The organism is Mucilaginibacter sp. L3T2-6, from assembly GCF_030519355.1.
Taxonomy (GTDB): Bacteria; Bacteroidota; Bacteroidia; order Sphingobacteriales; family Sphingobacteriaceae; genus Mucilaginibacter.
The window spans coordinates 1-24,449 of the sequence record NZ_JAUMKC010000017.1; the positions used below are offsets into that span (position 1 = coordinate 1).

At 42.3% G+C, this 24,449-nt stretch carries 27 protein-coding genes and 1 tRNA gene; 18 read left to right on the top strand and 10 right to left on the bottom strand.

Going from position 1 to position 24,449, the window contains the following annotated elements; genetic code table 11:
- The 4 genes from Q3W13_RS17620 to Q3W13_RS17635 form a co-directional block, all read left to right on the top strand.
- The coding region (locus tag Q3W13_RS17620) for an integrase core domain-containing protein (protein ID WP_302865995.1) at positions 1-330 on the top strand (330 nt) is incomplete at its 5' end.
- A 394-nt stretch (positions 331-724) separates the two neighbouring features.
- Positions 725-1,183: a hypothetical protein gene (locus tag Q3W13_RS17625; RefSeq protein WP_302865997.1), complete on the top strand. Its 459-nt coding sequence runs from the start codon at positions 725-727 to the stop codon at positions 1,181-1,183.
- Between the two features lie 505 nt (positions 1,184-1,688).
- Positions 1,689-1,961 carry a hypothetical protein gene (locus Q3W13_RS17630; protein ID WP_302865999.1) on the top strand — a complete coding sequence of 91 codons (273 nt, stop codon included), beginning with the start codon at positions 1,689-1,691 and terminating at the stop codon, positions 1,959-1,961.
- Positions 1,962-2,411: 450 nt separating this feature from the next.
- A tRNA-Pro gene (locus Q3W13_RS17635) sits at positions 2,412-2,485 on the top strand.
- Between the two features lie 600 nt (positions 2,486-3,085).
- Here Q3W13_RS17635 and Q3W13_RS17640 read toward each other — a convergent pair.
- Positions 3,086-3,601, bottom strand: a complete 516-nt coding sequence (locus tag Q3W13_RS17640; RefSeq protein WP_302866001.1) for a hypothetical protein — start codon at positions 3,599-3,601, stop codon at positions 3,086-3,088.
- Between the two features lie 286 nt (positions 3,602-3,887).
- On the opposite strand from Q3W13_RS17640, the gene Q3W13_RS17645 reads away from it, so the two are divergent.
- The 7 genes from Q3W13_RS17645 (at position 3,888) to Q3W13_RS17675 (ending at position 11,354) form a co-directional block, all read left to right on the top strand.
- Entirely contained in the window at positions 3,888-5,180 is a 1,293-nt protein-coding gene (locus Q3W13_RS17645) for a hypothetical protein (RefSeq protein ID WP_302866003.1), read from the top strand.
- A 636-nt stretch (positions 5,181-5,816) separates the two neighbouring features.
- The gene (locus Q3W13_RS17650) at positions 5,817-6,536 is read left to right on the top strand and encodes a phosphatase PAP2 family protein (protein WP_302866005.1); all 720 of its coding nucleotides are present in this window, start codon (positions 5,817-5,819) and stop codon (positions 6,534-6,536) included.
- Positions 6,537-6,751: 215 nt separating this feature from the next.
- Positions 6,752-7,645: an AraC family transcriptional regulator gene (locus Q3W13_RS17655; protein ID WP_302866008.1), complete on the top strand. Its 894-nt coding sequence runs from the start codon at positions 6,752-6,754 to the stop codon at positions 7,643-7,645.
- A 103-nt stretch (positions 7,646-7,748) separates the two neighbouring features.
- Positions 7,749-8,156, top strand: coding sequence for a VOC family protein (locus Q3W13_RS17660; RefSeq protein ID WP_302866011.1), 408 nt, complete (start codon positions 7,749-7,751; stop codon positions 8,154-8,156).
- A 12-nt stretch (positions 8,157-8,168) separates the two neighbouring features.
- Positions 8,169-8,783: a YdeI family protein gene (locus Q3W13_RS17665; protein ID WP_302866013.1), complete on the top strand. Its 615-nt coding sequence runs from the start codon at positions 8,169-8,171 to the stop codon at positions 8,781-8,783.
- Positions 8,784-9,232: 449 nt separating this feature from the next.
- The gene (locus Q3W13_RS17670; RefSeq protein WP_302866014.1) at positions 9,233-10,030 is read left to right on the top strand and encodes a DUF1365 domain-containing protein; all 798 of its coding nucleotides are present in this window, start codon (positions 9,233-9,235) and stop codon (positions 10,028-10,030) included.
- A gap of 85 nt (positions 10,031-10,115) precedes the next feature.
- Complete coding sequence (locus Q3W13_RS17675) at positions 10,116-11,354, top strand: cyclopropane-fatty-acyl-phospholipid synthase family protein (RefSeq protein WP_302866015.1); 1,239 nt, start codon at positions 10,116-10,118, stop codon at positions 11,352-11,354.
- Positions 11,355-11,601: 247 nt separating this feature from the next.
- Here the strand turns inward: Q3W13_RS17675 and Q3W13_RS17680 are convergent, their stop codons facing one another.
- Positions 11,602-12,951, bottom strand: coding sequence for an MFS transporter (locus Q3W13_RS17680; RefSeq protein WP_302866017.1), 1,350 nt, complete (start codon positions 12,949-12,951; stop codon positions 11,602-11,604).
- Between the two features lie 108 nt (positions 12,952-13,059).
- On the opposite strand from Q3W13_RS17680, the gene Q3W13_RS17685 reads away from it, so the two are divergent.
- On the top strand, positions 13,060-15,012 hold the full coding sequence (locus tag Q3W13_RS17685; protein ID WP_302866020.1) for a glycoside hydrolase family 172 protein: 1,953 nt from the start codon (positions 13,060-13,062) through the stop codon (positions 15,010-15,012).
- On the opposite strand, the gene Q3W13_RS17690 is transcribed toward Q3W13_RS17685, so the two are convergent.
- From Q3W13_RS17690 to Q3W13_RS17700, 3 genes are read right to left on the bottom strand one after another with little or no spacing between them, the layout of a single operon-like run.
- Positions 14,997-15,794 carry a molybdopterin-dependent oxidoreductase gene (locus tag Q3W13_RS17690; RefSeq protein ID WP_302866022.1) on the bottom strand — a complete coding sequence of 266 codons (798 nt, stop codon included), beginning with the start codon at positions 15,792-15,794 and terminating at the stop codon, positions 14,997-14,999. The two genes, Q3W13_RS17685 and Q3W13_RS17690, sit on opposite strands and share 16 nt — an antisense overlap.
- On the bottom strand, positions 15,794-16,480 hold the full coding sequence (locus Q3W13_RS17695; protein WP_302866024.1) for a cytochrome b/b6 domain-containing protein: 687 nt from the start codon (positions 16,478-16,480) through the stop codon (positions 15,794-15,796). Before Q3W13_RS17695 ends, Q3W13_RS17690 begins: the two co-directional genes overlap by 1 nt.
- Before the next feature lie 40 nt (positions 16,481-16,520).
- Positions 16,521-17,324: a thioredoxin family protein gene (locus Q3W13_RS17700; RefSeq protein WP_302866025.1), complete on the bottom strand. Its 804-nt coding sequence runs from the start codon at positions 17,322-17,324 to the stop codon at positions 16,521-16,523.
- A 261-nt stretch (positions 17,325-17,585) separates the two neighbouring features.
- On the opposite strand from Q3W13_RS17700, the gene Q3W13_RS17705 reads away from it, so the two are divergent.
- The gene (locus tag Q3W13_RS17705; protein WP_302866027.1) at positions 17,586-18,164 is read left to right on the top strand and encodes a sigma-70 family RNA polymerase sigma factor; all 579 of its coding nucleotides are present in this window, start codon (positions 17,586-17,588) and stop codon (positions 18,162-18,164) included.
- Between the two features lie 11 nt (positions 18,165-18,175).
- Positions 18,176-18,451 carry a hypothetical protein gene (locus Q3W13_RS17710; protein ID WP_302866029.1) on the top strand — a complete coding sequence of 92 codons (276 nt, stop codon included), beginning with the start codon at positions 18,176-18,178 and terminating at the stop codon, positions 18,449-18,451.
- Between the two features lie 17 nt (positions 18,452-18,468).
- On the opposite strand, the gene Q3W13_RS17715 is transcribed toward Q3W13_RS17710, so the two are convergent.
- The 5 genes from Q3W13_RS17715 to Q3W13_RS17735 all read right to left on the bottom strand — a co-directional run bounded on the left by Q3W13_RS17715 (position 18,469) and on the right by Q3W13_RS17735 (position 21,935).
- The gene (locus tag Q3W13_RS17715) at positions 18,469-19,086 is read right to left on the bottom strand and encodes an ATP-binding cassette domain-containing protein (RefSeq protein ID WP_302866032.1); all 618 of its coding nucleotides are present in this window, start codon (positions 19,084-19,086) and stop codon (positions 18,469-18,471) included.
- Positions 19,083-19,754, bottom strand: coding sequence for a molybdate ABC transporter permease subunit (modB, locus tag Q3W13_RS17720; RefSeq protein WP_302866034.1), 672 nt, complete (start codon positions 19,752-19,754; stop codon positions 19,083-19,085). The genes Q3W13_RS17715 and modB overlap by 4 nt, the downstream gene beginning before the upstream one ends.
- A gap of 47 nt (positions 19,755-19,801) precedes the next feature.
- The gene (gene modA / locus Q3W13_RS17725) at positions 19,802-20,578 is read right to left on the bottom strand and encodes a molybdate ABC transporter substrate-binding protein (RefSeq protein WP_302866037.1); all 777 of its coding nucleotides are present in this window, start codon (positions 20,576-20,578) and stop codon (positions 19,802-19,804) included.
- A gap of 171 nt (positions 20,579-20,749) precedes the next feature.
- Positions 20,750-21,130, bottom strand: a complete 381-nt coding sequence (locus Q3W13_RS17730; RefSeq protein WP_302866038.1) for a DUF4440 domain-containing protein — start codon at positions 21,128-21,130, stop codon at positions 20,750-20,752.
- Between the two features lie 34 nt (positions 21,131-21,164).
- Positions 21,165-21,935 carry an isocitrate lyase/phosphoenolpyruvate mutase family protein gene (locus Q3W13_RS17735; protein ID WP_302866040.1) on the bottom strand — a complete coding sequence of 257 codons (771 nt, stop codon included), beginning with the start codon at positions 21,933-21,935 and terminating at the stop codon, positions 21,165-21,167.
- A 74-nt stretch (positions 21,936-22,009) separates the two neighbouring features.
- On the opposite strand from Q3W13_RS17735, the gene Q3W13_RS17740 reads away from it, so the two are divergent.
- From Q3W13_RS17740 to ytxJ, 4 genes are all read left to right on the top strand, one after another.
- Positions 22,010-22,189 (top strand): hypothetical protein, encoded by a 180-nt coding sequence (locus Q3W13_RS17740; protein ID WP_302866041.1) that lies wholly within the window; start codon positions 22,010-22,012, stop codon positions 22,187-22,189.
- A 314-nt stretch (positions 22,190-22,503) separates the two neighbouring features.
- The gene (locus Q3W13_RS17745; protein WP_302866043.1) at positions 22,504-23,181 is read left to right on the top strand and encodes a tol-pal system YbgF family protein; all 678 of its coding nucleotides are present in this window, start codon (positions 22,504-22,506) and stop codon (positions 23,179-23,181) included.
- Positions 23,182-23,276: 95 nt separating this feature from the next.
- Complete coding sequence (ribH, locus tag Q3W13_RS17750; RefSeq protein ID WP_302866044.1) at positions 23,277-23,771, top strand: 6,7-dimethyl-8-ribityllumazine synthase; 495 nt, start codon at positions 23,277-23,279, stop codon at positions 23,769-23,771.
- Between the two features lie 233 nt (positions 23,772-24,004).
- The gene (gene ytxJ, locus Q3W13_RS17755; protein WP_302866047.1) at positions 24,005-24,334 is read left to right on the top strand and encodes a bacillithiol system redox-active protein YtxJ; all 330 of its coding nucleotides are present in this window, start codon (positions 24,005-24,007) and stop codon (positions 24,332-24,334) included.
- Positions 24,335-24,449: the final 115 nt, after the last annotated feature.

Here is a 24,449-nt window from a genome sequence, read left to right on the forward strand (position 1 = left end):
AACGGCCCTGAGTTTAACAGCAGGGAATTCAAAGATTGGTGTGAGAGCAAAGGCATTACCCTGCAATTCACCCAGCCTGGCAAGCCTATGCAGAACGGCTATATCGAACGCTTTAACAGAACCTTTAGGGAGAACATATTGGACGCTTACTTATTCGAAGACATTAACCAGGTACAGCTTTTAGCTGATGAATGGATGGAAGACTACAATTACAGCAGGCCGCATGAAGCATTGGGGGGTATAACGCCCGACCTGTACAAGCGGCTTAACTGTGGGGATATTGAAAACTCTACCGAGTTTCCAACATCCCCACAGTTACAACAACAATAAAACTATTTTTGAAATTAATAAGTCTATAAAAGACCAGTCCGAACTAAGGGTGGGTTACAAAACTACTTGTATGGCTCATTACGCAAATCTTAACGGATTATGGCTTCTTATTTTAAAAGAGAACTATGCTATATTAGAACTTATCATAGAATCTCGAAAGGTGCCCTTATAAAGTAAAGTGTGAGAATAGAACCAACTGCTATCACTAACTAATCCTAGTTAGTCTCGATCAGCTTCCAACAATTTCTTAAAGTTTGTAATCTCCTATACAAGAACGAAGTTTTATACAAAACTGGAAAGTAGGAAATCTCAATTCAGGATTTAAATAACCTCTATAAAGTATAATATTTCAATATCTTTGAATTGAAACATACCATAATCTAAACATACAATAATGACAACAACCTACTTCGGCATTCTCGCCGATGGCAACACAATTGAGAAGCATACCCTTTCAGAGGTTAACGATGTATCGGAAGTAGAATATAGGTTAAAATGTGTAAAGAGCGATGCCTGGGCTAATCCACCAACCTTTACGATTATTGATGTGAAGGGTTCTTATTTGAGGTTTCGTATAGGGAATTTCGAGGTCGTTAATATTGAAGAGGAATCGCCCGGCTCCCTTGGCGGGAGCAAGAATGTACTTATTAAAGAATTGAATACTGGCAAGACACATAGTACACAATTGGAGACGCGTGGGATTGAATTTTTTAACAGAGAACTTCTACCTCTACTTCACAAATTAAATGAAATTGGTAGTTGGACAATGTATGAAAAGCTCGAGGAACTTGATCGCGCAAATAAAGAGATTGTACGATTAAAGAAAGCGTTAGCAGATTGCCAATCTAAATGACCTAGGTACTAATTCAGGATTTGAGTAGCCTCTATAAACATTAAAAAATAAGAATCCCAGAATTGAAACACTCGTTACAAAGCAACTTCGTCGCCTATGTACATATAACATGGCTTACTATTATTTACAGAAATTGGCTGTCCTGGTTCCACAATTGAAGCCATGGCAGGATGATTTCTGAATAATTCTAGGTTGTAGTCGCCATCAATAGGCAAGTCATCTTGAATTAGGTCGACGTCTTTGCTGAAGGCGTCATTTATTCTCTTCTCTAAATTATATGCTCGTAGTCTTCATAATCCGATTCTAGCATACTCTCATATGTCGTTGAAATTAATTTGCCAGCACGCTTTCCATTTGGTAATGTAGATATTCTAATTCATACATGTCCATATTGTTAATATAGAAAATCTCTTGACAATTACCCTACGAAGGAATTATCCGTCATCTATAATGTAAGATTTTTCAATATTCTTGAATTGACATCTTGGCAATTGTATATTTGATTATGAGTGAAACTAATATATTTCAGATATGGGATTCAATAGGCAGGAAAACACCTTTTGCGGTTAGACGAGACAATTGGGGCAAGGAGTTTTATGCTGTTGTTGACCGAGTCGAATGTGAACAACTTCCATATGGGAAAGCGTTTGGATATTCCGCCGCAAATGGTCAGCCAAACAATCATTTCGAGTATTTTAAGAAGTGGAAAGAAGAAAGACTAATACCTAATTGCGGCAGCTATCAATGGACATTAGCCGACGATGTAGTTATCCCTTAATTCAAGAGTTTCGCGTCCTCTATAAACTAAGAAATCTTCGATATTCTGAATTGGAAGAGAAGAGTGAGAAATGAATTACTGAGCAAAGTTACGCTTATAGCTGCTGTAGCGTGCAAGAGCTTCCCGCATAAACGCTCTAGTGTCCATACACAACCTATTTATTCGTTTGCCATCTTGCACTTGATTGCGATAAGCGTGTTGAGGCTCCATAACTCATTTATTCACTTTAACAAAATTTCATATGAGCAAATCGTCGACTAAAGCGCAGCATGACACCTCTTGAACCTGTCTCTTTTAAGTTCAGATATACTTTTTATATTTGCACTATGTTTGTGTACTACTTTGTGTACTACCATTACAAAATACGTTAATTAAATACAATCGTTTAATCAGTCAATAGCTGGCTTTACGCGCTGTAAATCAACAATTAATGTAAGATTTTGGAACAAACGGGATGTAGCGTAGCCCGGTATCGCGCCAGCATGGGGTGCTGGAGGTCGGAAGTTCGAATCTTCTCATCCCGACAGGAGAAGTCAAAAAGCCTTAAGTCAAAAATCTTGAGGCTTTTTGCATTTAGCAGCAATGTATACGGTTTTGTATACGGTGACTCATTCGATGGTTAGCTTAAAATCGTCATAACTACAACCAATAGTCCTAAACACAACCTACAAATTAAATAACAGCGAATATGCTGTTGCTCTTCGAGTAACTCACAATAGACGGCAAACATACTTTGCCATGGTTACTCTATTCACAAATCAAAGTCTCCTTTGCCGTGTCACAGAAGCAGCCTGTCATATTGTTTGAGAGCACAAAGTGGTCACTCACATTCGCTTTCTCTGTATTTTAATCAGTTTCACTTATGCTGCGCTCTCACTTGGTCTTTCGGCCAGGTGAAGCTTGCCGCACAACAAATTAAAATCCAAACGCTCATCTTGCTTTGCTCGCCTACGCCGACGAAAAACGCTGCTCGATTGTCATGTTCATTGCATTTACAATGCTCTCGCATTGTGCAATGCCAACGCCAATCGTTTGTCGCAGATACTCAGCAGCCGGCTAGCGCCTCTCCCTGCTGAGACGTTTTTCGTTGCTCGCACCAACTTCGTATTAGCTACGTTGGTTTGTTAGGCTCGGGAAAGTCTGCTATCCATAAGTCTTTCCCACTCCTTTATGGTACTTAAGAAGTTAACAAATCGTGCGTACCTATCCGAAGAATAATAAGTAGGATACCAATGAAACAATTTAATGTAGGCTCTTACATAATTTTTTAGAGAAGTCACATCTTGGGAAGATATATATACCACACTAGCACCAAATTGGAATATAGGTACTATTCTTAAACTTAGGTCTGCCGCATGTTCAAAACCTTGCAATCCCAGATTCTCATACATAGACCCTACAAACATCTCACATGATTCATCTTCAGATGCGGCAATACGAGTTAAATCGTTTAAAGCATCAACAATTTCCCTATAAAAGGTTATACGAACTTTAAAATGTGGTACGGGTGAATAGTCTTCAAATTGTTGTCTGAACGACTCTATAATGAAGTATAACCCTCTAAAAACATGGCCTCTTTCGAAGTTTTTCCTTAAGAATATATTGGGAGATCCTACAATAGATGTGTCAGTTGCATTCATGATTATGTCGGAATGTTGAATTTAAAGTTACAATAAATACTAACATCTATGGCTTAAGCTAGTCAACACTCTAATAAACGGTCAAGCAAACCTCCATACAAACTCCAACCGCGATAGCCTCTTATCGGGGAAGGCACTCAACTCGCACAAACTTCGTTTCTCTGCGTTGGCTTTGGACGGCTCGGGTGCACAAATAATATGGCGAAATTCTTATTGGGCGAAAGGTAGTGGGTTAAGTTCTGAAAATATATTTGGGTAATCGAAAGATAACGGTAACTTAGTTGGAATGAAACAAATAACCTTATCACAGATCGAAAATGCTTTTCTACCATCACGCGAAATTACAAGTGCTGACCGCTTTTCTGGAAGAAAAGAACATGTTCTTGCTGCGTACCTTTCTCTATTAGCAGATGGTGCCAATATTGCCATTCTTGGAAATAGAGGTATAGGTAAAAGTTCCTTAGCAAGACAAATTTTAAATATTAGCAACGGTGACAATTCTTTATTAGACAACCTTTCTATAGGTTATGACTCTAAAATGGACTTCCTTTCAATTTACTTTGCATGTGGTAACAACATTGACAGCGTAAGTACATTGTTAACACGACTATTGACAACACAAGATTGTTTGTATAACTGGCTTTATGACATACCTTCGGCGACGAAAGAGGTGGCTAAGATTAGCGGTGGACTTAACCTTGGCATTATAAGCGGTGGTGGTGAAGGAACTACGGAAACAACATCTAATAGCTCTATTTCACAACATACCATTGAAACTGTTTTTAATAATGTGTTGTTTGAGTTGACTAAGGCTGCCTTGGCAAAGAACGGTATCTTAATTGTTATCGATGAGTTTGATCAGATTAAGGATACGAATGGTTTTGCCGCGTTACTTAAGTCTCTTGCAACTAATAATCCAAGCATCAAGTTTTGTATCGTTGGAGTTGCTCATGATATACAAAATCTAATGAAAGAACATGAATCGTCGGACAGATTATTTGCAGGTGGAGTCGTAAGCTTACCCCGCATGAATGAAGATGAACTTAAAGATATAATTGCTAAGGCAGAATCATCGATTGATAGATTTATCACATTTGACAATGGTGCCATAAAGAAACTTTTGCAATTGGCTCAAGGGCACCCTTATATGATACATTTACTTGGCAAATATAGCCTACGTGAGGCTTACCAAAATGGATATCATACAATTACAGAAGAACATGTCAACCAAACCGTACAATCAATTGCAGAGAAAGGGACCGATCCAGTGCTTGAAGGTCGCTATAAAAAAGCTGTTGCATCTTCGCCACAACGTGAGGCCGTTTTAAAGTCTTTCGCAACATCTATAAGAGAAGATGGCGAGATTCCGACTTCAGATGCGTATAAGTTGACAGTTGATTTCGATGTTGAAAACCCGAGCCAATATGTAGGTCAGCTCGTTACAGAGGATTATGGAAGTGAACTTGTAAAAGTTAGAGAAAGGTATTACAGGTTTCGAGATTCTTTGTTTGTGGCTTATATTAATGCTCGTCCTTGGATATTTCCTAGTGCAAACAAATTTAACAATGACGGTAAATGAGCACAACAACCGATTGGATTCAGGCTATAGCCGCAGCATTATCATTCTTTGTTACCGGCATCGGAACTCTATTTGTTGTTAAGACATTAAGACTTCAACAAAAGACCATTGAGATCAAAGGCGAATGTTACAACTCGCCATTGACGAAGAAGTTACGCTTATAGCTGCTGTAGCGTGCAAGAGCTTCCCGCATAAACGCTCACGTGTCCAAGCTCAACCTATTTATTCGTTTTCCTTCTTGCACTTGATTGCTATAAGCGTGTTTAGGCTCCATAACTCAATCATTCACTTAAATCAATACTATGACGTGTAAAAAGATTAACAGATTTTAATTGAAACACCCTGCCTTTAAAAGGGTAATTAGTACTGTATACGGTTAAAAGGCTGAAACCATTATTACAGCGTTTATTTACATATTATCAATCATTTAAGACGATATGCGGCAATCATGGGATGCTGGAGGTCGGAAGTTCGAATCTTCTCATCCCGACAGGAGAAGCCAAAAAGCCTTAAGTCAAAAATCTTGAGGCTTTTTGCATTTAACCCATTCCTTCATTTTAATTGTTGATATCTTAACAATTTAAACGTTTTGGTGTTAAGCTGATGTTAATGTAAGTACTTTAAATACGCATCTTGATGTACCCTGCCCATACTGCCATGAAAATAAATAAGCGCGCCATGCCTGTTAACGCGTTTTTTCTTTTGCAAATCCTGATAACTGTATTCTTTGCAGGAAATGTTTTTGGCCAGGATGTAAAGACCGAAGAACAACCCAAAACGCCTGCACAAACCAAAACTACCACACAAGTAAAGGTACAGGCGGCTCAGGTGAACAACTTTATCCAGCGGTTTGATGACAAGTTTTTAATTAACCTGGCCTTAAAACGCAATGATACCGAAACCAAAGAAATGCTGTTTTTATCCAATTCGCTGCCGTATGTTTCCTACGGCATACCGGTAGGTTTAATGGTTGGCGGTATTATACGGAATGATAGCCAAATGCGCCAGAACGCTTTATATGTAGGCAGCAGCGCTGCCATTACCCTGGGTGCTACGTTACTGATCAAGGCAATATTTAAGCGCCGGAGGCCGTTTGTACAAAACTTAAAAATCGTAGCAGTTTACAACGCCGGCAGCACCTCGTTCCCTTCCGGGCATACTTCAACAAGCTTCTCGGTGGCAACTGCATTGTCAAGGGCTTATCCAAAATGGTATGTAATAGCGCCTTCGTATTTGTGGGCAGGCGCAGTAGGCTACTCCCGCATGTATTTAGGCGTACACTACCCGAGCGATGTTTTTGGCGGGGCTGTATTGGGCACCACTACATCGTGGCTATTAAGGCCTGCTTTTAAATAAGCACAAAAGCCAGGACGCTCGCTAGCCGATAATAATAACCTATGGCATTGAATCTAAAGCGTCAAGTCCTGCCTTCTGATCGCATTCCAAACTATGCCGGTAAGCCGGATGGCGATTCTCTCACTCAGCGAAGGAAAGTCAAATAGCGCTTCTGTGGCCGGTACACCAAAACATTAAAATTTGCTACTTTAGAACCGGCTCTTCCGCATCAACTTATGGAGAAAAAAAAAGCTGGCATACCTTATTATACCGAAATCAACGATTTCCTGGCATCTATACCCTGGCCGGCCCGCACGGATGACCCGGACTTTTACTGTTTGCGGTTAGAACAGCTGGATCAGGATGTGCAGGTCTACCGGCCGCCCTTTAAAAGGTCTTTTTATTTTTTTGCGTTGCTCATCAATTCCGGGAATATAGAAGTTAGCTATGGCGATCATACCATTAACAACCCCGACTCGTACCTCGTATTTCATTCGCCGAACCTGGTGTACAGCTTTTCGCATAACAACGCGCTCAAAGGATATGTTGTTTATTTTAAGCCGGGGTGTTTTTCATTTTTTAAACCCGATTTCCATCAGCAGTTCCCCCTGTTTGACCGTTTGCATACCAACCTTTTTAAATTTGACCGCTCCACATTCGAACAGTTAACACCGCATTTTGAAGCAGTGTTTACAGCTTATGAACGATCAGCAAGGGCGCAGCATATAGAGGCAAGATTAAAATTGCTCGGACTGTTGTACCACCTGCATGATTTTGACCTGCAAAGGAATATAAGCCCGGTTAACCCGCAACAAAGCTTACTGCGCAGATTTATCCAGCTGATAGATAATCATTATATAGATAAACGTACCGTACAGGAATACGCCGATATGCTTTCTGTTTCCGCTAATTATCTCTCCCAGTGTGTTAAACAGGTCTCCGGGAAAAACGCGCTTACTTTTATTACCGGTCGCCTGGCTAATGAAGCCAGGGCGCTTATTCAGTACACCGACCTGGAAATTGCACAGATAGCTTACCAGCTTAATTTTTCGGATCCTGCTAATTTTGGCAAATTCTTTAAAAAACAAATCGGCTTGTCGCCTTCTGAGTTCAGGAGAGCGCGCAGGTAATCAAATTCACCTGCTTATCCAAGTTTTTGACCAGACCTCCCGCCCCAAACTACTTTTATTTGTTCATTGAATTTAATTGTAACCTATCAATCAAAAGCATTAAATGACAACTAAAGTATTTATTAATCTCCCGGTAAAAAACCTGGCGAAATCTAAGGAGTTCTTTCAAAATCTTGGCTTTTCATTCAATCCGCAGTTTACAGACGAAAAGGCTGGCTGTATGATAGTAAGCGACAGCATTTTTGTAATGCTGCTTACCGAAAACTATTTCAAATCTTTCATCGATACAGAAGTGTGCGATGCGCATCGCTCAACAGAAGTGCTTATTGCGCTCGATACCGCATCGGCAGATGAAGTAAAAATGTTTATCAACAAAGCCGAATCACTGGGCGGCACTATTTATGCCACGCCAAAAGACCACGGTTTTATGTACCAGCACAGCTTTGCCGACCTGGATGGGCATAAATGGGAGATGGCCTACGTGGACATGAGTAATTTTCCTCAATCGTAACGATAAACAATTATGAGCCACAACCCAGTAATTGACAACTACATTGCCAATGCGGAAGATTTTGCAAAGCCGATTTTGACACATTGGCGCAAACTTATTCACGAAAGCGGCCCGGACATAACAGAAGCTATAAAATGGGCCCTGCCGCATTTTGAATATAAAAACGACAACCTTTGCGTAATGGCATCCTATAAAAACCATTGCTCTTTCTCGTTCTTAAAAGACAGCCTGATGACTGATTCGCGGCTAAAGGCAAACAAGGATTTAAAACCCATCCAAAGATTTTTGGGAAAGGTGAGCAAAATGAGCGATTTGCCGCCCGACGAAGAATTCATCGCCATGCTTAAAGAAGCCCGGAAGCTAAATGAGCAGGGCATAAAAGTTAAAAGAGAAAAACCCGAAACAGAAAACCCCAAAATAGTGGAAACGCCCGATTACCTATTGGCGGCATTGGCGGATAACCCTAAGGCAAAGGAGGTTTTTGAAAGTAAATCTAATTCCTTCCGCAAGGAATATATTATCTGGATTACGGATGCCAAAACAGATGAAACGCGGCAAAAAAGAATAAGTGAAGCATTGGAATGGATAGCCGAAGGGAAAGGGCGGTTTTGGAAACACCAAAAATAGCGGCTCCAATCCCGGGTTCACATTAATGTATGTTCAGTCAAAAGCCTCGAGCCGAAAGTCTTGAGGCTTTGCTGTTTACATCGCTTCGGTAGCTTTGATTAAAACAACCGGCCATAAATCTTTAATTTAGCAAACACATTAATCGTCTATGGTTGATATTGCTCTGCCGGTAGGTTTTTTAATTATCGCTGTCCTTATTTTCGCAGGGATTAATAAAGGATTGAATTTACTGTTCCGAATGCTGCCTGACTCATCTTTTCGGTCATTTATGGTATCAACATCCGGCAGCGTTTTGACTGTTTTTGTATCGCTCTTGCTGCTTTTCGTGGTAATCGTAGTTGTGGCAATAAACTCAGGCATCCAATGTTGAAGCAGAACGTCGCATTTCAATAAAAACATTCAACAAATATCCCGCCATCCATTCCCGGGCTTAATCCGTATATTCACATATGCTAAACTCCTGCCTGTACAAAGCCCGCGTAATGCACAACCGGTTTGCCCCAAAACAAAACCGGTTTCATTACAACGTGTTTATGTTTTACCTGGATTTAGCTGAGATAGATGCCCTGCATCAACGGCTAAAATTCATGAGCCGCAACCGCTTCAACCTGTTTAATTTTCGGGACAAGGACCATTTACAGCTGCCAAAGGATAATCCGGACAACTCCAAAAACATAAGGCAGCACATAACAAGCTATCTGCTGGCAAACAACGTAAACATTGGCAACGGCCGCATTATGCTGCTGACCAATCTTTGCACACTGGGCTATCAGTTTAACCCGGTTTCATTTTATTTCTGTTACAACGAGGACGATGAGCCTGTATGCTCCGTGGTTGAAGTATGCAATACCTTTTTGGAAATGAAACCATACTTTATTGGCCCAGATGCCAAAACGAGTGACGGCTTCAGGCTGAACACCGGGAAATTTTTTTATGTGTCGCCCTTTATCGGCATGGACACCTGTTTTGATTTCGACCTCCACATACCCGGCAAGAAATTACAGATAAAAATAGACGATTATGATAAAGACGGCAACCGCTTTTTCGTCAGCACGCTTAGCGGGGAACGCCGGCCGCTTACTGATAAAACGCTGCTGCTGTATTTCTTCAGTTTTCCCTTAATTACGCTAAAGGTGATCGGCCTTATACACTGGCAGGCGCTAAAGCTTTGGATTAAAAAAATACCTTACCATAAAAAAGTGGATGATTTACACCTCCAAAAAGATGTCTTCCGCCCCTACAACTAATCAAAATTTTGTAAATTCAAAAAACTTTCAGCTGGTTAGTTTACGTACATGCCGATAAAATAATTCGTTACGCGCAGCATAAATCATGGCCAATACCGTCACACTCATCAGGAAAAGCAATTTTTACCAGGATTTGGTGTTGAGATTCCTTGGCAAAATGCAGAATGGCCTGCTTTTTCTCACCCTGCCGGATGGGCGGCAGGTAAGTATCGGTAACGGCGAAGGCCATATTACAGCCAGCATTGTTGTTAACAGCGATGAGTTTTATAAACGTATTATTCTTTTTGGCGATATTGGTTTTGGTGAAGCTTATGTGGATGGGTTATGGGATACCGATAATATCACTAACGTAATCAAATGGGTACTGTTGAACGTAGATAACGCTCCGGGTGTTTCGGGCAGTAAGGTACAAACGCTGTCGCTTAACTTGTTAAAATTATTCAATAAGCTCTCACATCTTAAGCGGGCCAACACGGTCGAAGGGTCCCGCAAAAATATATCTGAACATTACGACCTTAACAACGATTTCTTCGCCAGCTTTCTCGACCCGACCATGACATATTCTGCGGCGTACTTTTACCGCGACGGACTCAGCTTGCAGGAAGCGCAGCTGGCTAAATATGAACGGCTATGCAGGCAGCTGCATTTGCGGCCCGCAGACCACGTACTTGAAATTGGCAGCGGCTGGGGTGGCAATGCTATTTACATGGCAAAGACCTACGGCTGCAAAGTTACCTCGCTAACCATATCCGAAGAACAGCATAAGTTTGCCCTGGGGCGCGTTGAAGCCGAAGGCTTATCGCACAAGGTCACTATCCTTTTAAAGGACTACCGGGAGATGAATGGCACATTCGATAAGATAGTATCCGTTGAGATGCTGGAGGCTGTGGGAGCAAAATACCTCGATGCGTATTTTAAAAAATGCCACCAGTTGCTCACTAAAGACGGAATACTGGCACTGCAGGTTATCACCTCGCCCGATTCGAGATTCGAAAGCCTCAGAAAAGGTGTGGATTGGATACAAAAACATATCTTCCCCGGTTCCCTGCTGCCATCGGTAGCCGCCATTAACGGCGCAGTTAACCGTACCGGCGATTTAACGATGCTTGATTTAAAGGATATCGGCCTTGATTATGCAAAAACGCTAAAGCTGTGGTACGATTCATTTAATGCGAACCTGACAAAAGTAAAATCACTGGGCTTTGACGATACCTTTATCCGTAAATGGAATTATTATCTCTGCTACTGTGAAGCGGCTTTTGCCATGCGCAATATAAATGTAATGCAGCTGGTATATGCAAGGCCGAATAATATCAACAGGTAGTTGATAGACCATAGTCCATAGACCATAGTAGCTGCATATAAACTTCTTACCATGGTCCATGGACTATGGTCTATCGACTTTTGCTATCATCTATATAGTCCATAGACCACAGTAGCTGCACATGAACTTCTTACCATAGTCCATAGTAGCTGCACATAAACTTCTTACCATAGTCCATAGACCATAGTAGCTGCTGCTGCATATAACTTCTTACCATGGTCCATGGACTATGGTCTATCGACTTTTACTATGATCTATCAACCCGGTTCTCCTTAAATCTTGTAAAAGCTAAACAGGCCAGCAGGCAAAGTGCAAAGCCGCAAATCCCGTTTAAACGCAACCCAAAATCATTGCCTGGGTCTTTACCATAAATGGTGAGGTAGGCAAATAAGGCTATGCCCAGCGTTTGTCCCAGCTTTACAAACAGGTACTTTACAGCAAAGAACATTCCTTCGCGATTATCGCCGGTTTCGCGGGCATCAATTTGTGCTATCTCAGCCAATATAGCGTTCGGTAATATGCCAAGCGCCGCTAATGGGAATGATGCACAAATAACCAGCGTATAAACCTGCACCTTAGGCGGCAATGGTATTTTGCCAAGAAAAAATATTAAAGCGAAAATTAAGCTCAGCAACCCAAATGAAAATATCACAATAGGCTTTTTCCCTATCCGCTTTGAAAGATAGTTGATCAGCGGGTAAAACCATAGCGACACCAATACCATAATACCCATAAGCAAGCCGCCCATCGATTCATTAAGCGGCAGCAGCACCGTGATAAAGTAAAGCAATCCACTGGAGATAATACTCAACGCCATGTAAAACGAAAAGTCTGATATGAGGTAGTATTTAAAATTGTGTTGTTTGAACGTTTTTTTTATTGCCGGGAATAAATGCAGGTGCGACGGTTTGCTTTTTGAGTATTTGCGCTCATCAATGGCAAGCACGGGCACCAGCATGGTAAGACCAGAGAGAATGGCGAGGCCCCAGATGGTATACTGAACGGCGGTGTCGCGGTTGGTCACATTAAAAAAATGCTGAACCAGGTCGGCATAGTTATTTACCAATGCGCCGATAATAATGCCGATTACAAATCCCACCTGCTGAAACGAGGAAAGCTTTACCTTTTCGGCAGCTGTATCTGCAAGCTCGGGGAGCAGGGCGTTATAAGGGATAACGTAAGTAGTAACGCTCATAAAAAACAACACCAGCGTACAACCCAGCCATACTGCATTGCGGATGCTCTCGTGCTGTACCGGCGGGTGAAACGTAATGGCACAGAAAAAGACGGCAGGAACAATAGCCCATTTCATAAACGGAATTCGCCGCCCGTTTTTGTGATTGCTTTTGTCGCTAAGGGAAGCCACAAACGGATCGAACATAGCATCAATAAGACGACCGGCCGGGATGATTACCGACAATAAATTAAATATACCGAATATAAGCAGCTGTGGTACAAAGGGTGTGAGGCCCGCATTTGATGGCGGCAGGTAAAAATAGGGGAGCATAACTATGATGAGATTGGTCATGATGCTCCAGCCTATCATTCCGCAGGCATAGGCAAGTTGTTTTTTAAAGGGCAGTCTTTCGGCTGGCATAGTTATATACAAATATCAGTAATAAATATGGCTGTATCCTAAAATACTGTTCGGGGCTTTATACATTTGGGTGATTTGCTACCTTTAATTTTCCACATCCCTGCAATTATGAAAAAAAGACTATACCTGTTGACGATCCTGCTAACCTTCGCCGCCTGGGTTTACGGGCAGCCCCAAAATGTAAGCGTAGCAACAGAGCTTAAACGCCTGTACGACATCCGGCAATTGCCGCAATATGTAAGCGGCACCCATGTATGGGAAAAGTCATCATACGATACCACGGGCGGTAACGACGATGGCTTTAGCGGAAAATATTCTTTTGCCAGGAAAAATCCGGATGGTACGCTGGTACTTTTTGAGGCAAAAGGCAAAGGCGTGATCGACCGTATCTGGATGCCCACACATAATGATGATACACTCGATTTTTACTTCGACGGCAAAGAAAAACCTGCATTTTCCATTAAATATTACGACCTGTTCTCGGGCAAGATGTATCCATTTATATCTCCCGTTTGCGGCAACCAATTGGGCGGCTATTTTTGCTATATACCCATACCGTTTAATAACGGCTGCAAAATCGTGCTGCGTGCCAAGACTATGCAATTTTACCAGATACAATGCCGCACTTATCCCGGCGGATACAAGGTAAAGACATTTGACATTAACTTCACAGCCACCGAGAGAGCCGAGCTCGAAAAGGTGGTTAAATTATGGAACGGCGAAAATAACAAAGTCAAAAACTTTTATAATGCGGAGACAAAAGTTGCTGAAACGAATGCTCTTCTAAAGCCCGGCAAAACCATCAGCCTATTTAATGCAAACCAGGGCGGGCGGATTGACGGCATTGAAATTAGTCCGGCGAGTGCCTTTACCGGATTAAATAAGCAGGTAGATATTAAGATAACCTGGGATGGTGAAATGCAGCCGGCTGTGTATGCTCCGCTGGCAGATTTTTTCGGATATGCATATGGTAACCCGTCAATGCAAAGCCTGGTGCTTGGCTCAAAGCAGGGCATTAATTATTGTTACATTCCCATGCCATTCGATAAATCAGCAAAAATAGAAGTGATTTACCGCCCTTTGCCGGGAAAAAGTTTGGAAAGGAAAACCATCAACGCCCGGGTGTATTACTCTGCAGATAAACGCAAGCCCGCAACCGAGGGTAAATTTTATGCCAGTTGGTTTAACGATCATCGGCCGGCAAAAGGGACACCCCATGTATTTCTGAATATCAAAAGCAAGGGCCATTATGTTGGCACGTTATTGCAGGCGCAGGGCCTGAACCCGGGCATGACCGAATTTTTTGAAGGCGACGATTCAACCGCTACTGATGGCATCACACGTTTGCATGGGACAGGTTCTGAAGATTATTTTAACGGCGGGTGGTACGCATTGCTCGACCGCTGGGACACTAAAATGAGCCTGCCCCTGCACGGTGCGCTTGATTACTCCCTGCCTTTTGCACGTACCGGCGGCTACCGGCTGTATTTAAATGATAAACTGTCATTCAGCAAGAGCATTTTCCATTCGATAGAACATGGGCCAAAGGGAAATAAAATACCAGTGGACTATACATCGGTAGCGCTGTATTACGCCGACGCACCACCTCAAACTGTTATGAAGCCGGATAATGCACATACCAGGGTTTATGTCCCCGATACCTTAATTATGTACCCCCAGCTGATGCGTTTTGCATTCCTGGATATTAAGGGAATGAAAGAAGCCGACGGCGGGTTTAATTTCACCGCTGAGGATAGGGGCCGTATAAACATCAGCCTGAACGAGCTTCCTGCCGGTCGTTATAAAGTTTATGCCGATATGATAAATGATAAAGAGGGCGCCGAGGTTTCGTTATGGCAGCGCCAAACACAGCTGGGCGAATGGATTTCTGTCAACTCACCCAAAAAAAAGTTAAAACAACACATTTATTTAGGCGATATGTCACTCGGTGAGCTTAAGAGTTCGCTCACCCTCGTCCTTAAAACCAATGGCGACAACAATAAGTTGACACTGACGAGGTTGATATTTGAAAAAAGTAAAGTTCCTTACAGGCCCGAATAATAGTCATACCCCTGCTCAGCCCAGTAATCACGGGGCCGCGTGTTGCTGAAGGTAATAGTACCTATACGTTTTAGATTTTTAATGCCATATTTAACCGGAATGATCAGCCTTAATGGAGCCCCATGGTTTAAGGGCAGCGGTTTTTCATTTACTTCGTAAGCCAGCAGGGTTTGCGGGTGTATAGCGCTGGGCATATCGAGGCCCACATAATAGGCTTTATCGGGAGTTTCCATGCCCACGTAATCCATTTTGGTATAATCATCCAGTTGAAAATGTTTTATGAAATCGATAAACCTAACACCGCCCCAGTGCGATATCTGGTCCCAGCCCTCAACGCATTTAAAATCGTAGATTATCTCTGTCTTAGGCAGGGCCATTATCTCCTGTAATGTTACCTGCAAAATTTCGCCGCCTTTTTTCTGTACCTGTAATTTCCAGCTGGCAGGGTCAAATTTATCTTTAGCCTCCATGCCAATATCACTGTTCACCCTTACATTTTTGGCCGCCATGGATTTGGGGTAAGTTTTAACCAAATGGTTATCGCTGAATACCCGTCTGAAAAAAAGCTCGGTTTTATTAAGTGCTTTTCGCAAAGGCTTGCGGGCTCCTGCCGTTATACCACCTGTCGCTTCGGGGGGTGATTTATAAAGCCAGCGCCAACCTTCGTATGCACCGCCGGCAAGCACGGCAAAAGTAGCGAACGAGATAAAGTTTCGCCTGCTTATCTGTTGTTCAACAGTAAGGGGCTTTTTTACCTTTTTCTTTTTATCAGGGGTGTTCATTATTTCTTTATTTTTTGAACAGCAGGCTTACGTTCGCTATCGATTACCTCAAAACCAGAAATAACCGAACGAAAGTTATTCCAGCCAGCTAAAATTACCTGCACTATATGTATGACAAAAAAGAATACGTAGCCAAGCGTTAAAGCAAAATGCAGTATCCTGGCAAAATGATAGCCGCCGCAAATCCAGGTTAAATAATAAAACTGTACGGGCTTATAAATAGCCAACCCGGTAATAACCGAGCCCAGGCCCATTACAATAATCGCTGTATAAGCTATACGCTGGGCTGCGTTATATTTTTTCTGCGGAGGCGCTATTTTACGGATATGAAGGTCGTGCAGCAGCACCTGCCATGCTTCTTTAAATGAATTTCTTTTGGGCACAAGCTCGCGCCAATCTCCTGAAATTATGGTATATAAAATGTAAAGAACACCATTTATAGCAAAAAACCACATGAACAGAAAATGCCAGGCCATACCTTCGGCTAAACGGAAAGGGATGTTGAGCGTTTTATAAAAGCCATTTGGAAAAAACCTGAAGAATGTGTGACCAAACAGCTTTATAGAATATTCGTCGTTAGCCCAGTAGATCAGCATGCCGCTCCAGATCATGATGGCCAGTACCGGAAAATTTACCCAATGGCACCAGCGCATAGCTAAGGAGTGTTTTTCTTTAATGGTTTTCATGCTGTTTGATCATGATATAAATCTATCTAAAATTATGGAATTATTTACCACTTAATGCAGCTGACGAATTTCCGTCGTTTAAAAAGGATGCCCTTGCAGCACCTGTTACTAATCCGGTTGATTTATTTTGCAAAAAGGCGATTACCTCCCATGTCCTGCTGTTAAATCCGTCCGGTAAGGCTATGTTAACCGCCCCCTCTGTGGCGGGTGACATTACCGCCTGCAATTTTCGCACAATCTGAACATGAGCCAATGTACGCCCGCTGTTTTCCCCGGCAGCTACTTTCGAGTTGGCCGACTTTTCAATTACCGCTACTTGTAATACGTCGTTTTTATCTGTATTGCTGATGTGGTATTTCAGTGTAGCTTGCTTTGCGTTGATATCAGCAGCATACAAGTTAATTTTGGTTGCCGCGCCGTTCTGAAGGCCCACGCTGATAGCTTTGCGCAAAGTCGCTTCTTCTGAGCCGACAAACTCTGTTTTTCCATTCACTACAATTTGCGGTGTGTAAATGCCGTCTGTCTTTAAATAATGCGCATAGTCACGCTGCCGTTTAGAGTAGTCGGCGTTGCTAAACTGGTCTTTCCACCCCAGGTGATTCCAGTAGTCAACGTGATAAGCCAGGATGTAAACAGGTTTGCCCGCACTTTCCCTTTCAATTTTTGCAACCAAGGCATCGGCAGGCGGACAACTGGAGCAGCCCTCAGATGTATACAATTCAACTACGGCGAAGCCCCTGGTTTCAATGGCTGTGCGTTCGGTTAACCTTACATTTATAAAAGCGCTAAGCGCTATAGCCAGTACAATTATTGCAACAGGGCCAAATATTTTTATCGATTTCATGATTATGCTTTTAATTACGGTTTTGTGTTTTGGTCGGATTTGGCTTATAATCCTTACAGCAAAGTTTATTTTTTTTATTTTTATAAACCATACTGAACCAACTTGTATAAACTTGTATGAGAAAAAATCCGGGATAGAGATAATTGGCGACAATTCAGTCTGTAAACTTCTGATGTAAGGTTTGTATTATTTTACCGACAAAGTAATAAAGTCAATAAATACAGGATGTGTCTGCCTGGTAGTTGTGTTTAACTGGGGCTAATGAGTGTTTATATGAATCAACAACTAAAGCCGCATCAATGGGTTGCGGCGCATGCAGATTATTTATACAGTTTTGCAATTGCCCGTTTAAACGACGAAGAGCAGGCCAGGGACCTTGTACAGGAAACATTCCTTGCCGCTTTGCAAAAAGTATCCGCATTTGAGGGAAAGAGTTCTGAGCGAACCTGGCTGACGGCTATTCTGAAAAATAAAATAGTTGACATTTACCGGAAAAAATCGTCGGGATTAAAAACCACCGCTGTACAGGCAGCAGCCGAGCAGGAACAAAACGATTTTTTTGATGAAGCCAATGGCCATTGGACGAAGAGCAGCGGACCAAAAGAATTTGGCATCGAAGACAAAGACCACCTGGTAAGCAAGGAGTTTGAACGGGTTTTGAAAATGTGCCTGCAAAAACTACCTGCGCTATGGATGTCGGTATTTACAATGAAACATATAGATGAGGAGCCGACAGAAACTATTTGTGCAGGGTTAAAGATTTCCTCCGGTAATTTTTGGGTAATTATTCACCGCGCGAAGGTCAGCTTACGGGCGTGCCTGCAAAAAAACTGGATTTAAAACTTGACGTTATGGGCTATTTAAAAAGGGTAATTTACAATTGCAAAAAGGCTACTCTGCTGATAGAAAAACAGGAGATGGCACGCCTTACTTTTAAAGAGGCATTTGAATTGCGCCTCCATTTATTCGGCTGCTCGTTTTGCAGGATATATAAAAAGCAAAGTGCAGTAATTAACCAAATGGTGCGGCAGCTTTTTCATGATTCATCACTAAAAGGAGCAAAGCTTGACGATGCGTTTAAAAAAGATTTGCAGGAGAGAATTGAAAATGAATTGAATAAAAACTAATAGTTTAATGGTTTCTATTAGCTTATTGTAAATTCCAGAGCCGTCATATTATCTAATTCCCGGGGATTGTGTGTCACGATTAAAACTGTTGCCTGCAGCTCCTCAAAAATTCCTTTAAGTTCTTCAATCAATCCTGATTTTGTCGCCGGGTCCAGTGCCGAAAACGGCTCATCCATCAATAAAAATTTTGGCTTAATGGCCAGCGCACGCAAAATGGCCAGTCGCTGCTGCTGTCCTCCCGAAAGATATTCCGGTTTATGGGTCTTAAATGTTTCGAGATTTCCAACGGCTAACAACCTGTTTATCCAGGTGTAATCCCCGGTCGCATATTCAAGGTGCTGTAAAACCGTCATGTTTGGAAACAATGCATAATCCTGGAATACGAAGCCAATGCCCCGTTTCTGGGGTGGAAGGCTGATTTTTTCAGCGGTATCCAGCCAGCTTATACCGTTTACTATGATCTTGCCATTTTCGGGCGTCGTAAACCCGGCAATGGTTTTTAAAAAAGTGGTCTTGCCTGCTCCTGACGGTCCGTAAATTTTAGTAATGCTCCCCTGTGCAATTTCGGTCTTTATCTTTAGCGTGTGTTGCCCTTTATAAGCCTTCAGCTTTTTTTCAATGTCGATGCTTATCATTCCAAAGGGGATTTAAACCTGTATCTATTAAGGACGAATACGCCGGTCACCAAAATAAAGGTTATAGCAAACAGCACCAGTGAATAAAAATTTGCAGCGGAGTAATCCATTTGCTCAACAGATTCATAAACCGCTATTGATGCCACCCGCGTAACGCCGGGAATATTACCGCCAATCATCAGCACTACACCAAATTCACCAAGCGTATGCGCAAAAGTTAAAACGGTTGCCGTTAAAAGCGATGGTTTAATATTAGGCAGTGACACGTTAATAAAGGTTTGCCATTTGCTTTTTCCAATACTGTACGATGCCTGCTCCAAAGATACAGGCAACTGCTGCAGTGCCGACTTAATCGGCCCTATCATAAACGGCATACTGTAAATAACCGAGGCAAGCACCAAGCCTTTGAATGAAAATACAAACTGGATGTTGAACGAGTTATGAAGCCATTTGCCCAGGCCGTGTTGCGGACTAAACGCCAGCAGCAGATAAAAACCAAGTACCGACGGCGGTAAAACCAGCGGCATGGTAACAAGCGCCTCGGCAATAATCTTAAAGAATGAACGCCCGCGCGATAACCACCACGCCAATGGGAGGCCAACCAGCAGCAGCAGCAATGTGGTTATTGCGGCAAGCTTAAGCGTAAGAGTCACGGGGGACAGATCCATCGGTGCTGGTTTATTGTTCTGTTCGGAATAACTGGCGGGTTGTTTTTTTAATCCACTTTATACCCATACTTCTCGAATATAACTTTCGCGGCAGGGCTTAATACATAATTATAAAACTTTTCGGCATTGACGTTGCCTTTGCCATGTTTCAATATCACCATACCCTGCTTAATTGCCGTATATAATTTCGGGTCGATCAATTGCCAGTAAAGCTTCGTTTTGTTGGCCGGGTCGGCAACTAGGGCACGTGTAGTAAAGCCAACGTCTGCAACGCCTGTTGTGATATAGGTATTCACCTGTGAGATACTTTCACCGCGTACTATTTTGTCCGTAATATCATCCAAAATACCGCGATTTTTCAGCGCTTCCTTAGCGGCTTTACCGTAAGGAGCTATAACAGGATTAGCGATAGCAACTTTTTTTATCCTGTCGGTTAGCAGAAGCCTTTCCCAATTCTCAAAACCTATGTTCTGGTTGCTACAGATAATCAGGCTGCCCTGCGCGTATACCACTGGTTTACGGGTTGTAAAACCCTCTTTGAAAAGCATCTCGGGAAATGTCATATCGGCCGATAAAAATACATCAAACGGTGCACCGTTTTTTATTTGGCTGGTCAGATTTCCGGATGCTCCTGCAATAGGCTCAATAGAAATTCCGGTCTTATTTTTAAAGTCTTTGCCAAGTGCTTTGATGACTGGTTGCAGATTTGCTGCAATGGCGATCTGCAGGGTTTGCGCGGACAAGGGTCCTGCAAAAAACAGAAGTAAAGCCGCCAGGAAATTTAACTTTTTTAATTCGGGGGTATAAAAACGGTTCAATTTCATCGGAATTTCTCTATCAGCATATTTACATCCGGACCTTATAAACAGTAAGGTTGAAGATGCAGATAAGTAAATTATCCAAATGTATGCAAAAGGGAAATGAGAAAATACAGCCCGCCAGCTTTTTTATCCGGACGAGCTGCAAACTTTTTCAATAAACATTTTCCGTATAGGTTAAGCCAGCAGGTCAGCTTCGGCGCCGAATGCGTGGTCTATCACGATTTTCCATGTACCATCGGGTTGTCTTTTCATTACTTCAATTCCTTTTGCGCTGATCTTCACCTCTTCACCATCAGTTATACTCCATTCTGAGCGGCCGACAGCTATATCGCCCGTTTGCTGGCAATAAACCGTTTTGATCTCCATTTTGCCTTTAATGGACAGGATAGCTTTGATGGCTTCCTCGAATTTTTCTTTGCCAGACACAGGCTTGCCTGGCTCGGGTACAATGATGCCTGATACATCGTACATGCTCATTACTGTTGCTATGTTACCGGTATTAAAAGCTGCTGCAAGTGTTGAATGGGCGTCCTGCGCCCTGGTTGGTAGGTTCATTTTTGTTTGATTTTGATATGTGAACAGATAAATTTTAAAGAATGGCGGAAAAATTGCGGTTGCTGATAACAGACTTTGCGAGCGCCGCCGCGTGGTTATATACCTTGCTAAAAAGGAATGGGCCCATACTGATACGTTTTACACCGAGTGTTGTCAGTTCGTTAAAACCTGGCAGCCCGGGCATGCACATCACATTAATGGGTAGTTTCGTGGCGTTCACAACCGACCGGATATCGTTGCTATCAGTAATACATGGTACAAAAATGCCATCGATGCCCGTGTTTTTATAAGCATTAATGCGCGTCAGTGTTTCTTCAAGCGCATTAGGCAAACCAAGCAAAAATCCGTCTGTACGCACGTTTAAAAATATCCGGAGGTTATTACGACTGACGTAGTCGGCAATAGACGACAGCATTTTCTGATATTCTTCCGTTAATTGTAAACAGCGCGACGAGCCAGTTACGATAGTGTCTTCCAGGTTAATTCCAGCAACGCCCGCATCATGCAAAAGGTTGATATTTTTGGTAATACCCTCTATAGAGCGACTATAGCCCCCTTCCATATCTACAGTGAAAGGAATAGCAGCTACTTCAGCCACTCGTTTAGCTACCTGCAGTAAAATATCAAATGGTAGTTTTTCACCATCCTCATAACCCCATGCGTTTGCTATTGCGTGACTGGATACGCCAATGGCCTTATAACCTGCGGCCTCAAATAATTTTGCGCTGTTTACGTCCCATATATTTCCCAATAGCAATGGGTCAGCTTGCTGGTGTAATTGTTTAAATGTTTTGAACTTGCTCATTTTGTTATCATTAATAAATAACAAAAGTATTGCGGCTGCAAAAGCATAAATTGTACAAACCGGAACTGTTTGCGGTGACGAATTTATTTGATCCTCACCACCGCGATGCTGCCGGCAGGTATGGTGATCATAAAGGTTCCTTGATTAATTGGATATTCCCCGATGACAGGAGTGAACGTACCATCATCATCTACTGTACTGCGGTGCCATTCGAGCAAAAAAGTCCGGCTCCTTTCCTGTCTGCGTTTGATTAAGGTTGCCTTGCAGCCAGCTGTGAACATATTCGGCTTCCTCTATAGCAGCAGCCGGTTGTTATTAGCCGGGTTCAACCCGATTAGGATAACCTTGCCCCAATCTGCCTTTGTGAAGGAATGACAAAGTTGTTGGGGCATTTTGTTTGACAGTAGTGTACTCATGATCGGTGGCTGGAATAAGCTTTAATTTTTACTTATTAGTTGCAGATTTCTGGTCTAACCCCTAATCACCTAACCTCTAATGTCTAAAATAAATATCCTCTTGTTAAGAAACTAAAAAACTGTATTTTTGCAAACTTAATTTTAGAGGAGAAATGTCAAAAACCCAGGTGAATACCAAAACAACGGCGCCAGAAAAGAATGTTGGGCAAACCGGTAACTTTGTGCGTGATAATCAGAAAAGCTTAATATTTATAATCGGTGCTATTTTAGTGATGGTGATTGCTTATGTTGCCTATCAGAAATTATATATAGCCCCGCTTGAACAAAAAGCCATTAACCAAATGCACGTTGCACAGGATTTTTGGGCAAAAAAAGATTGGGACAAAGCGATAAAAGGCGATGCGGGCTATCCGGGCTTTCAGAAAATAATCGACGACTACGGAAATACCAAATCGGCTAACCTGGCTTATTTTTACCTGGGTACTGCTTACCTTAACAAAGGCGAATTCCAAAAAGCTATTGATAACTTAACCAATTACCGCGGTAATGATAGCATGGTTGCTGCCGAAGCACTTGGCGGAACTGCTGACGCTTACGTTGAATTGAAAGATTACGACAAAGCGGCAACTTACTTTCAAAAGGCAGCAGACAAAGCGAATAACAAGTTTTTAAGCCCGCTTTACTTAAAAAAACTTGGCCTGGTATACGAGGCACAGAATAACTTTAAATCTGCCGGCGATACGTACAAAAAAATTAAAAGCGATTACCCCGAGAGCACTGAAGCGCGGGATATTGACGAGTTTATAGCTCGTGCAGAAGCAAAACAGTAATAAATATTTAATGCGAAAGTCGGAATGCCGATTGCGGAAGTGAAATATCAAAAAGTCAATCCGCAATCGGCATTTCGCATTCAAAAATCAAAATTATGGCTACCCAGCTAAAAAATTTATCAGATTTTTCCGAAACCGAAGTACCGTCGGCAGCGCCGTTCCGCTTTGGCATTGTTGTGGCAGAGTGGAACGCTTCAATTACCAATGCCTTGTACCAGGGCGCTTATGAAAGCCTGATTGAGCATGGCGCATTAGTTGAAAATATTTTAACTTATTCCGTTCCTGGCAGCTTTGAGTTAACGTCAGGCGCCGATTTATTACTTAAAAACAGTAGGCTTGACGCTGTAATTTGCCTGGGTTGTGTTATACAGGGAGAGACCAGGCATTTTGATTTTATTTGTAACGCTGTGGCTAACGGATTAACAAATGTTGCTTTAAAATACTCAAAACCTGTTATATTTGGTGTATTAACCACCGATACCCAGCAGCAGGCCGTTGACAGGGCAGGCGGCAAGCACGGAAATAAAGGCGTAGAAGGCGCGGTAACTGCCATAAAAATGGCTTATCTTGCTGAAACCTTAAATGGTTGATTTTCGTAAAAACCAGCACGAATTAAAACATGAAAAAAGTAATTTATATAGCTCTTATCGCTTTAGTACTTGGCAGCATGGCTTCATGCTCAAATAAACTGTGCCCGGCTTATGGCTCTTATCCTAAAAGCGGCCGTTAACAGTTTAAATGTCATTTTTCACTAATCGCACCAAACCGAACCGTGTTTTGTGTTGTTTTGTATCCGATTTACTTTTTATCCAATAGGAATTTTATGAACTGGACATCGCTGGAGTCGGCTGAGCAGGTTGCTGCTATAAAAAATCAGGAAGGATATAGTTTAATATTCAAGCACAGCACCCGCTGCTCCATCAGTATGATGGTAAAAAAACGTTTTGAACTGGACTGGAACCAGCTTCCGGAGAATATGCCGCTCTACTTTCTCGACCTGATCAAACACCGGGATATCTCCAACCAGGTAGCCTCAGATTTCTTTGTGCATCACGAGTCACCTCAGATGCTCATTATAAAAGATGGTGAATGTATTCTTGATGCTTCGCACGGCGAGGTGTCGGTTGAGGAAGCGCTGTCGGTAATTGCATAATCTGCACGGGGAATGGCAGCAAAATGCCAAAGAGGCGTGCCAAAACGATTAATTATACGCTAATCTGCTAAAGCCCCGCTTTCTGTAATTATTGTAATTCTTTCTTCCCGGCTTC

Excerpts from the sequence above, each read along its gene's own strand:
- Q3W13_RS17625 (WP_302865997.1), top strand. The coding sequence starts at position 725 with ATGACAACAACCTACTTCGGCATTCTCGCCGATGGCAACACAATTGAG.
- Q3W13_RS17630 (WP_302865999.1), top strand. The coding sequence starts at position 1,689 with ATGAGTGAAACTAATATATTTCAGATATGGGATTCAATAGGCAGGAAA.
- Q3W13_RS17640 (WP_302866001.1), bottom strand. The coding sequence starts at position 3,601 with ATGAATGCAACTGACACATCTATTGTAGGATCTCCCAATATATTCTTA.
- Q3W13_RS17645 (WP_302866003.1), top strand. The coding sequence starts at position 3,888 with ATGAAACAAATAACCTTATCACAGATCGAAAATGCTTTTCTACCATCA.
- Q3W13_RS17650 (WP_302866005.1), top strand. The coding sequence starts at position 5,817 with ATGTACCCTGCCCATACTGCCATGAAAATAAATAAGCGCGCCATGCCT.
- Q3W13_RS17655 (WP_302866008.1), top strand. The coding sequence starts at position 6,752 with ATGGAGAAAAAAAAAGCTGGCATACCTTATTATACCGAAATCAACGAT.
- Q3W13_RS17660 (WP_302866011.1), top strand. The coding sequence starts at position 7,749 with ATGACAACTAAAGTATTTATTAATCTCCCGGTAAAAAACCTGGCGAAA.
- Q3W13_RS17665 (WP_302866013.1), top strand. The coding sequence starts at position 8,169 with ATGAGCCACAACCCAGTAATTGACAACTACATTGCCAATGCGGAAGAT.
- Q3W13_RS17670 (WP_302866014.1), top strand. The coding sequence starts at position 9,233 with ATGCTAAACTCCTGCCTGTACAAAGCCCGCGTAATGCACAACCGGTTT.
- Q3W13_RS17675 (WP_302866015.1), top strand. The coding sequence starts at position 10,116 with ATGGCCAATACCGTCACACTCATCAGGAAAAGCAATTTTTACCAGGAT.
- Q3W13_RS17680 (WP_302866017.1), bottom strand. The coding sequence starts at position 12,951 with ATGCCAGCCGAAAGACTGCCCTTTAAAAAACAACTTGCCTATGCCTGC.
- Q3W13_RS17685 (WP_302866020.1), top strand. The coding sequence starts at position 13,060 with ATGAAAAAAAGACTATACCTGTTGACGATCCTGCTAACCTTCGCCGCC.
- Q3W13_RS17690 (WP_302866022.1), bottom strand. The coding sequence starts at position 15,794 with ATGAACACCCCTGATAAAAAGAAAAAGGTAAAAAAGCCCCTTACTGTT.
- Q3W13_RS17695 (WP_302866024.1), bottom strand. The coding sequence starts at position 16,480 with ATGAAAACCATTAAAGAAAAACACTCCTTAGCTATGCGCTGGTGCCAT.
- Q3W13_RS17700 (WP_302866025.1), bottom strand. The coding sequence starts at position 17,324 with ATGAAATCGATAAAAATATTTGGCCCTGTTGCAATAATTGTACTGGCT.
- Q3W13_RS17705 (WP_302866027.1), top strand. The coding sequence starts at position 17,586 with ATGAGTGTTTATATGAATCAACAACTAAAGCCGCATCAATGGGTTGCG.
- Q3W13_RS17710 (WP_302866029.1), top strand. The coding sequence starts at position 18,176 with ATGGGCTATTTAAAAAGGGTAATTTACAATTGCAAAAAGGCTACTCTG.
- Q3W13_RS17715 (WP_302866032.1), bottom strand. The coding sequence starts at position 19,086 with ATGATAAGCATCGACATTGAAAAAAAGCTGAAGGCTTATAAAGGGCAA.
- modB (WP_302866034.1), bottom strand. The coding sequence starts at position 19,754 with ATGGATCTGTCCCCCGTGACTCTTACGCTTAAGCTTGCCGCAATAACC.
- modA (WP_302866037.1), bottom strand. The coding sequence starts at position 20,578 with ATGAAATTGAACCGTTTTTATACCCCCGAATTAAAAAAGTTAAATTTC.
- Q3W13_RS17730 (WP_302866038.1), bottom strand. The coding sequence starts at position 21,130 with ATGAACCTACCAACCAGGGCGCAGGACGCCCATTCAACACTTGCAGCA.
- Q3W13_RS17735 (WP_302866040.1), bottom strand. The coding sequence starts at position 21,935 with ATGAGCAAGTTCAAAACATTTAAACAATTACACCAGCAAGCTGACCCA.
- Q3W13_RS17745 (WP_302866043.1), top strand. The coding sequence starts at position 22,504 with ATGTCAAAAACCCAGGTGAATACCAAAACAACGGCGCCAGAAAAGAAT.
- ribH (WP_302866044.1), top strand. The coding sequence starts at position 23,277 with ATGGCTACCCAGCTAAAAAATTTATCAGATTTTTCCGAAACCGAAGTA.
- ytxJ (WP_302866047.1), top strand. The coding sequence starts at position 24,005 with ATGAACTGGACATCGCTGGAGTCGGCTGAGCAGGTTGCTGCTATAAAA.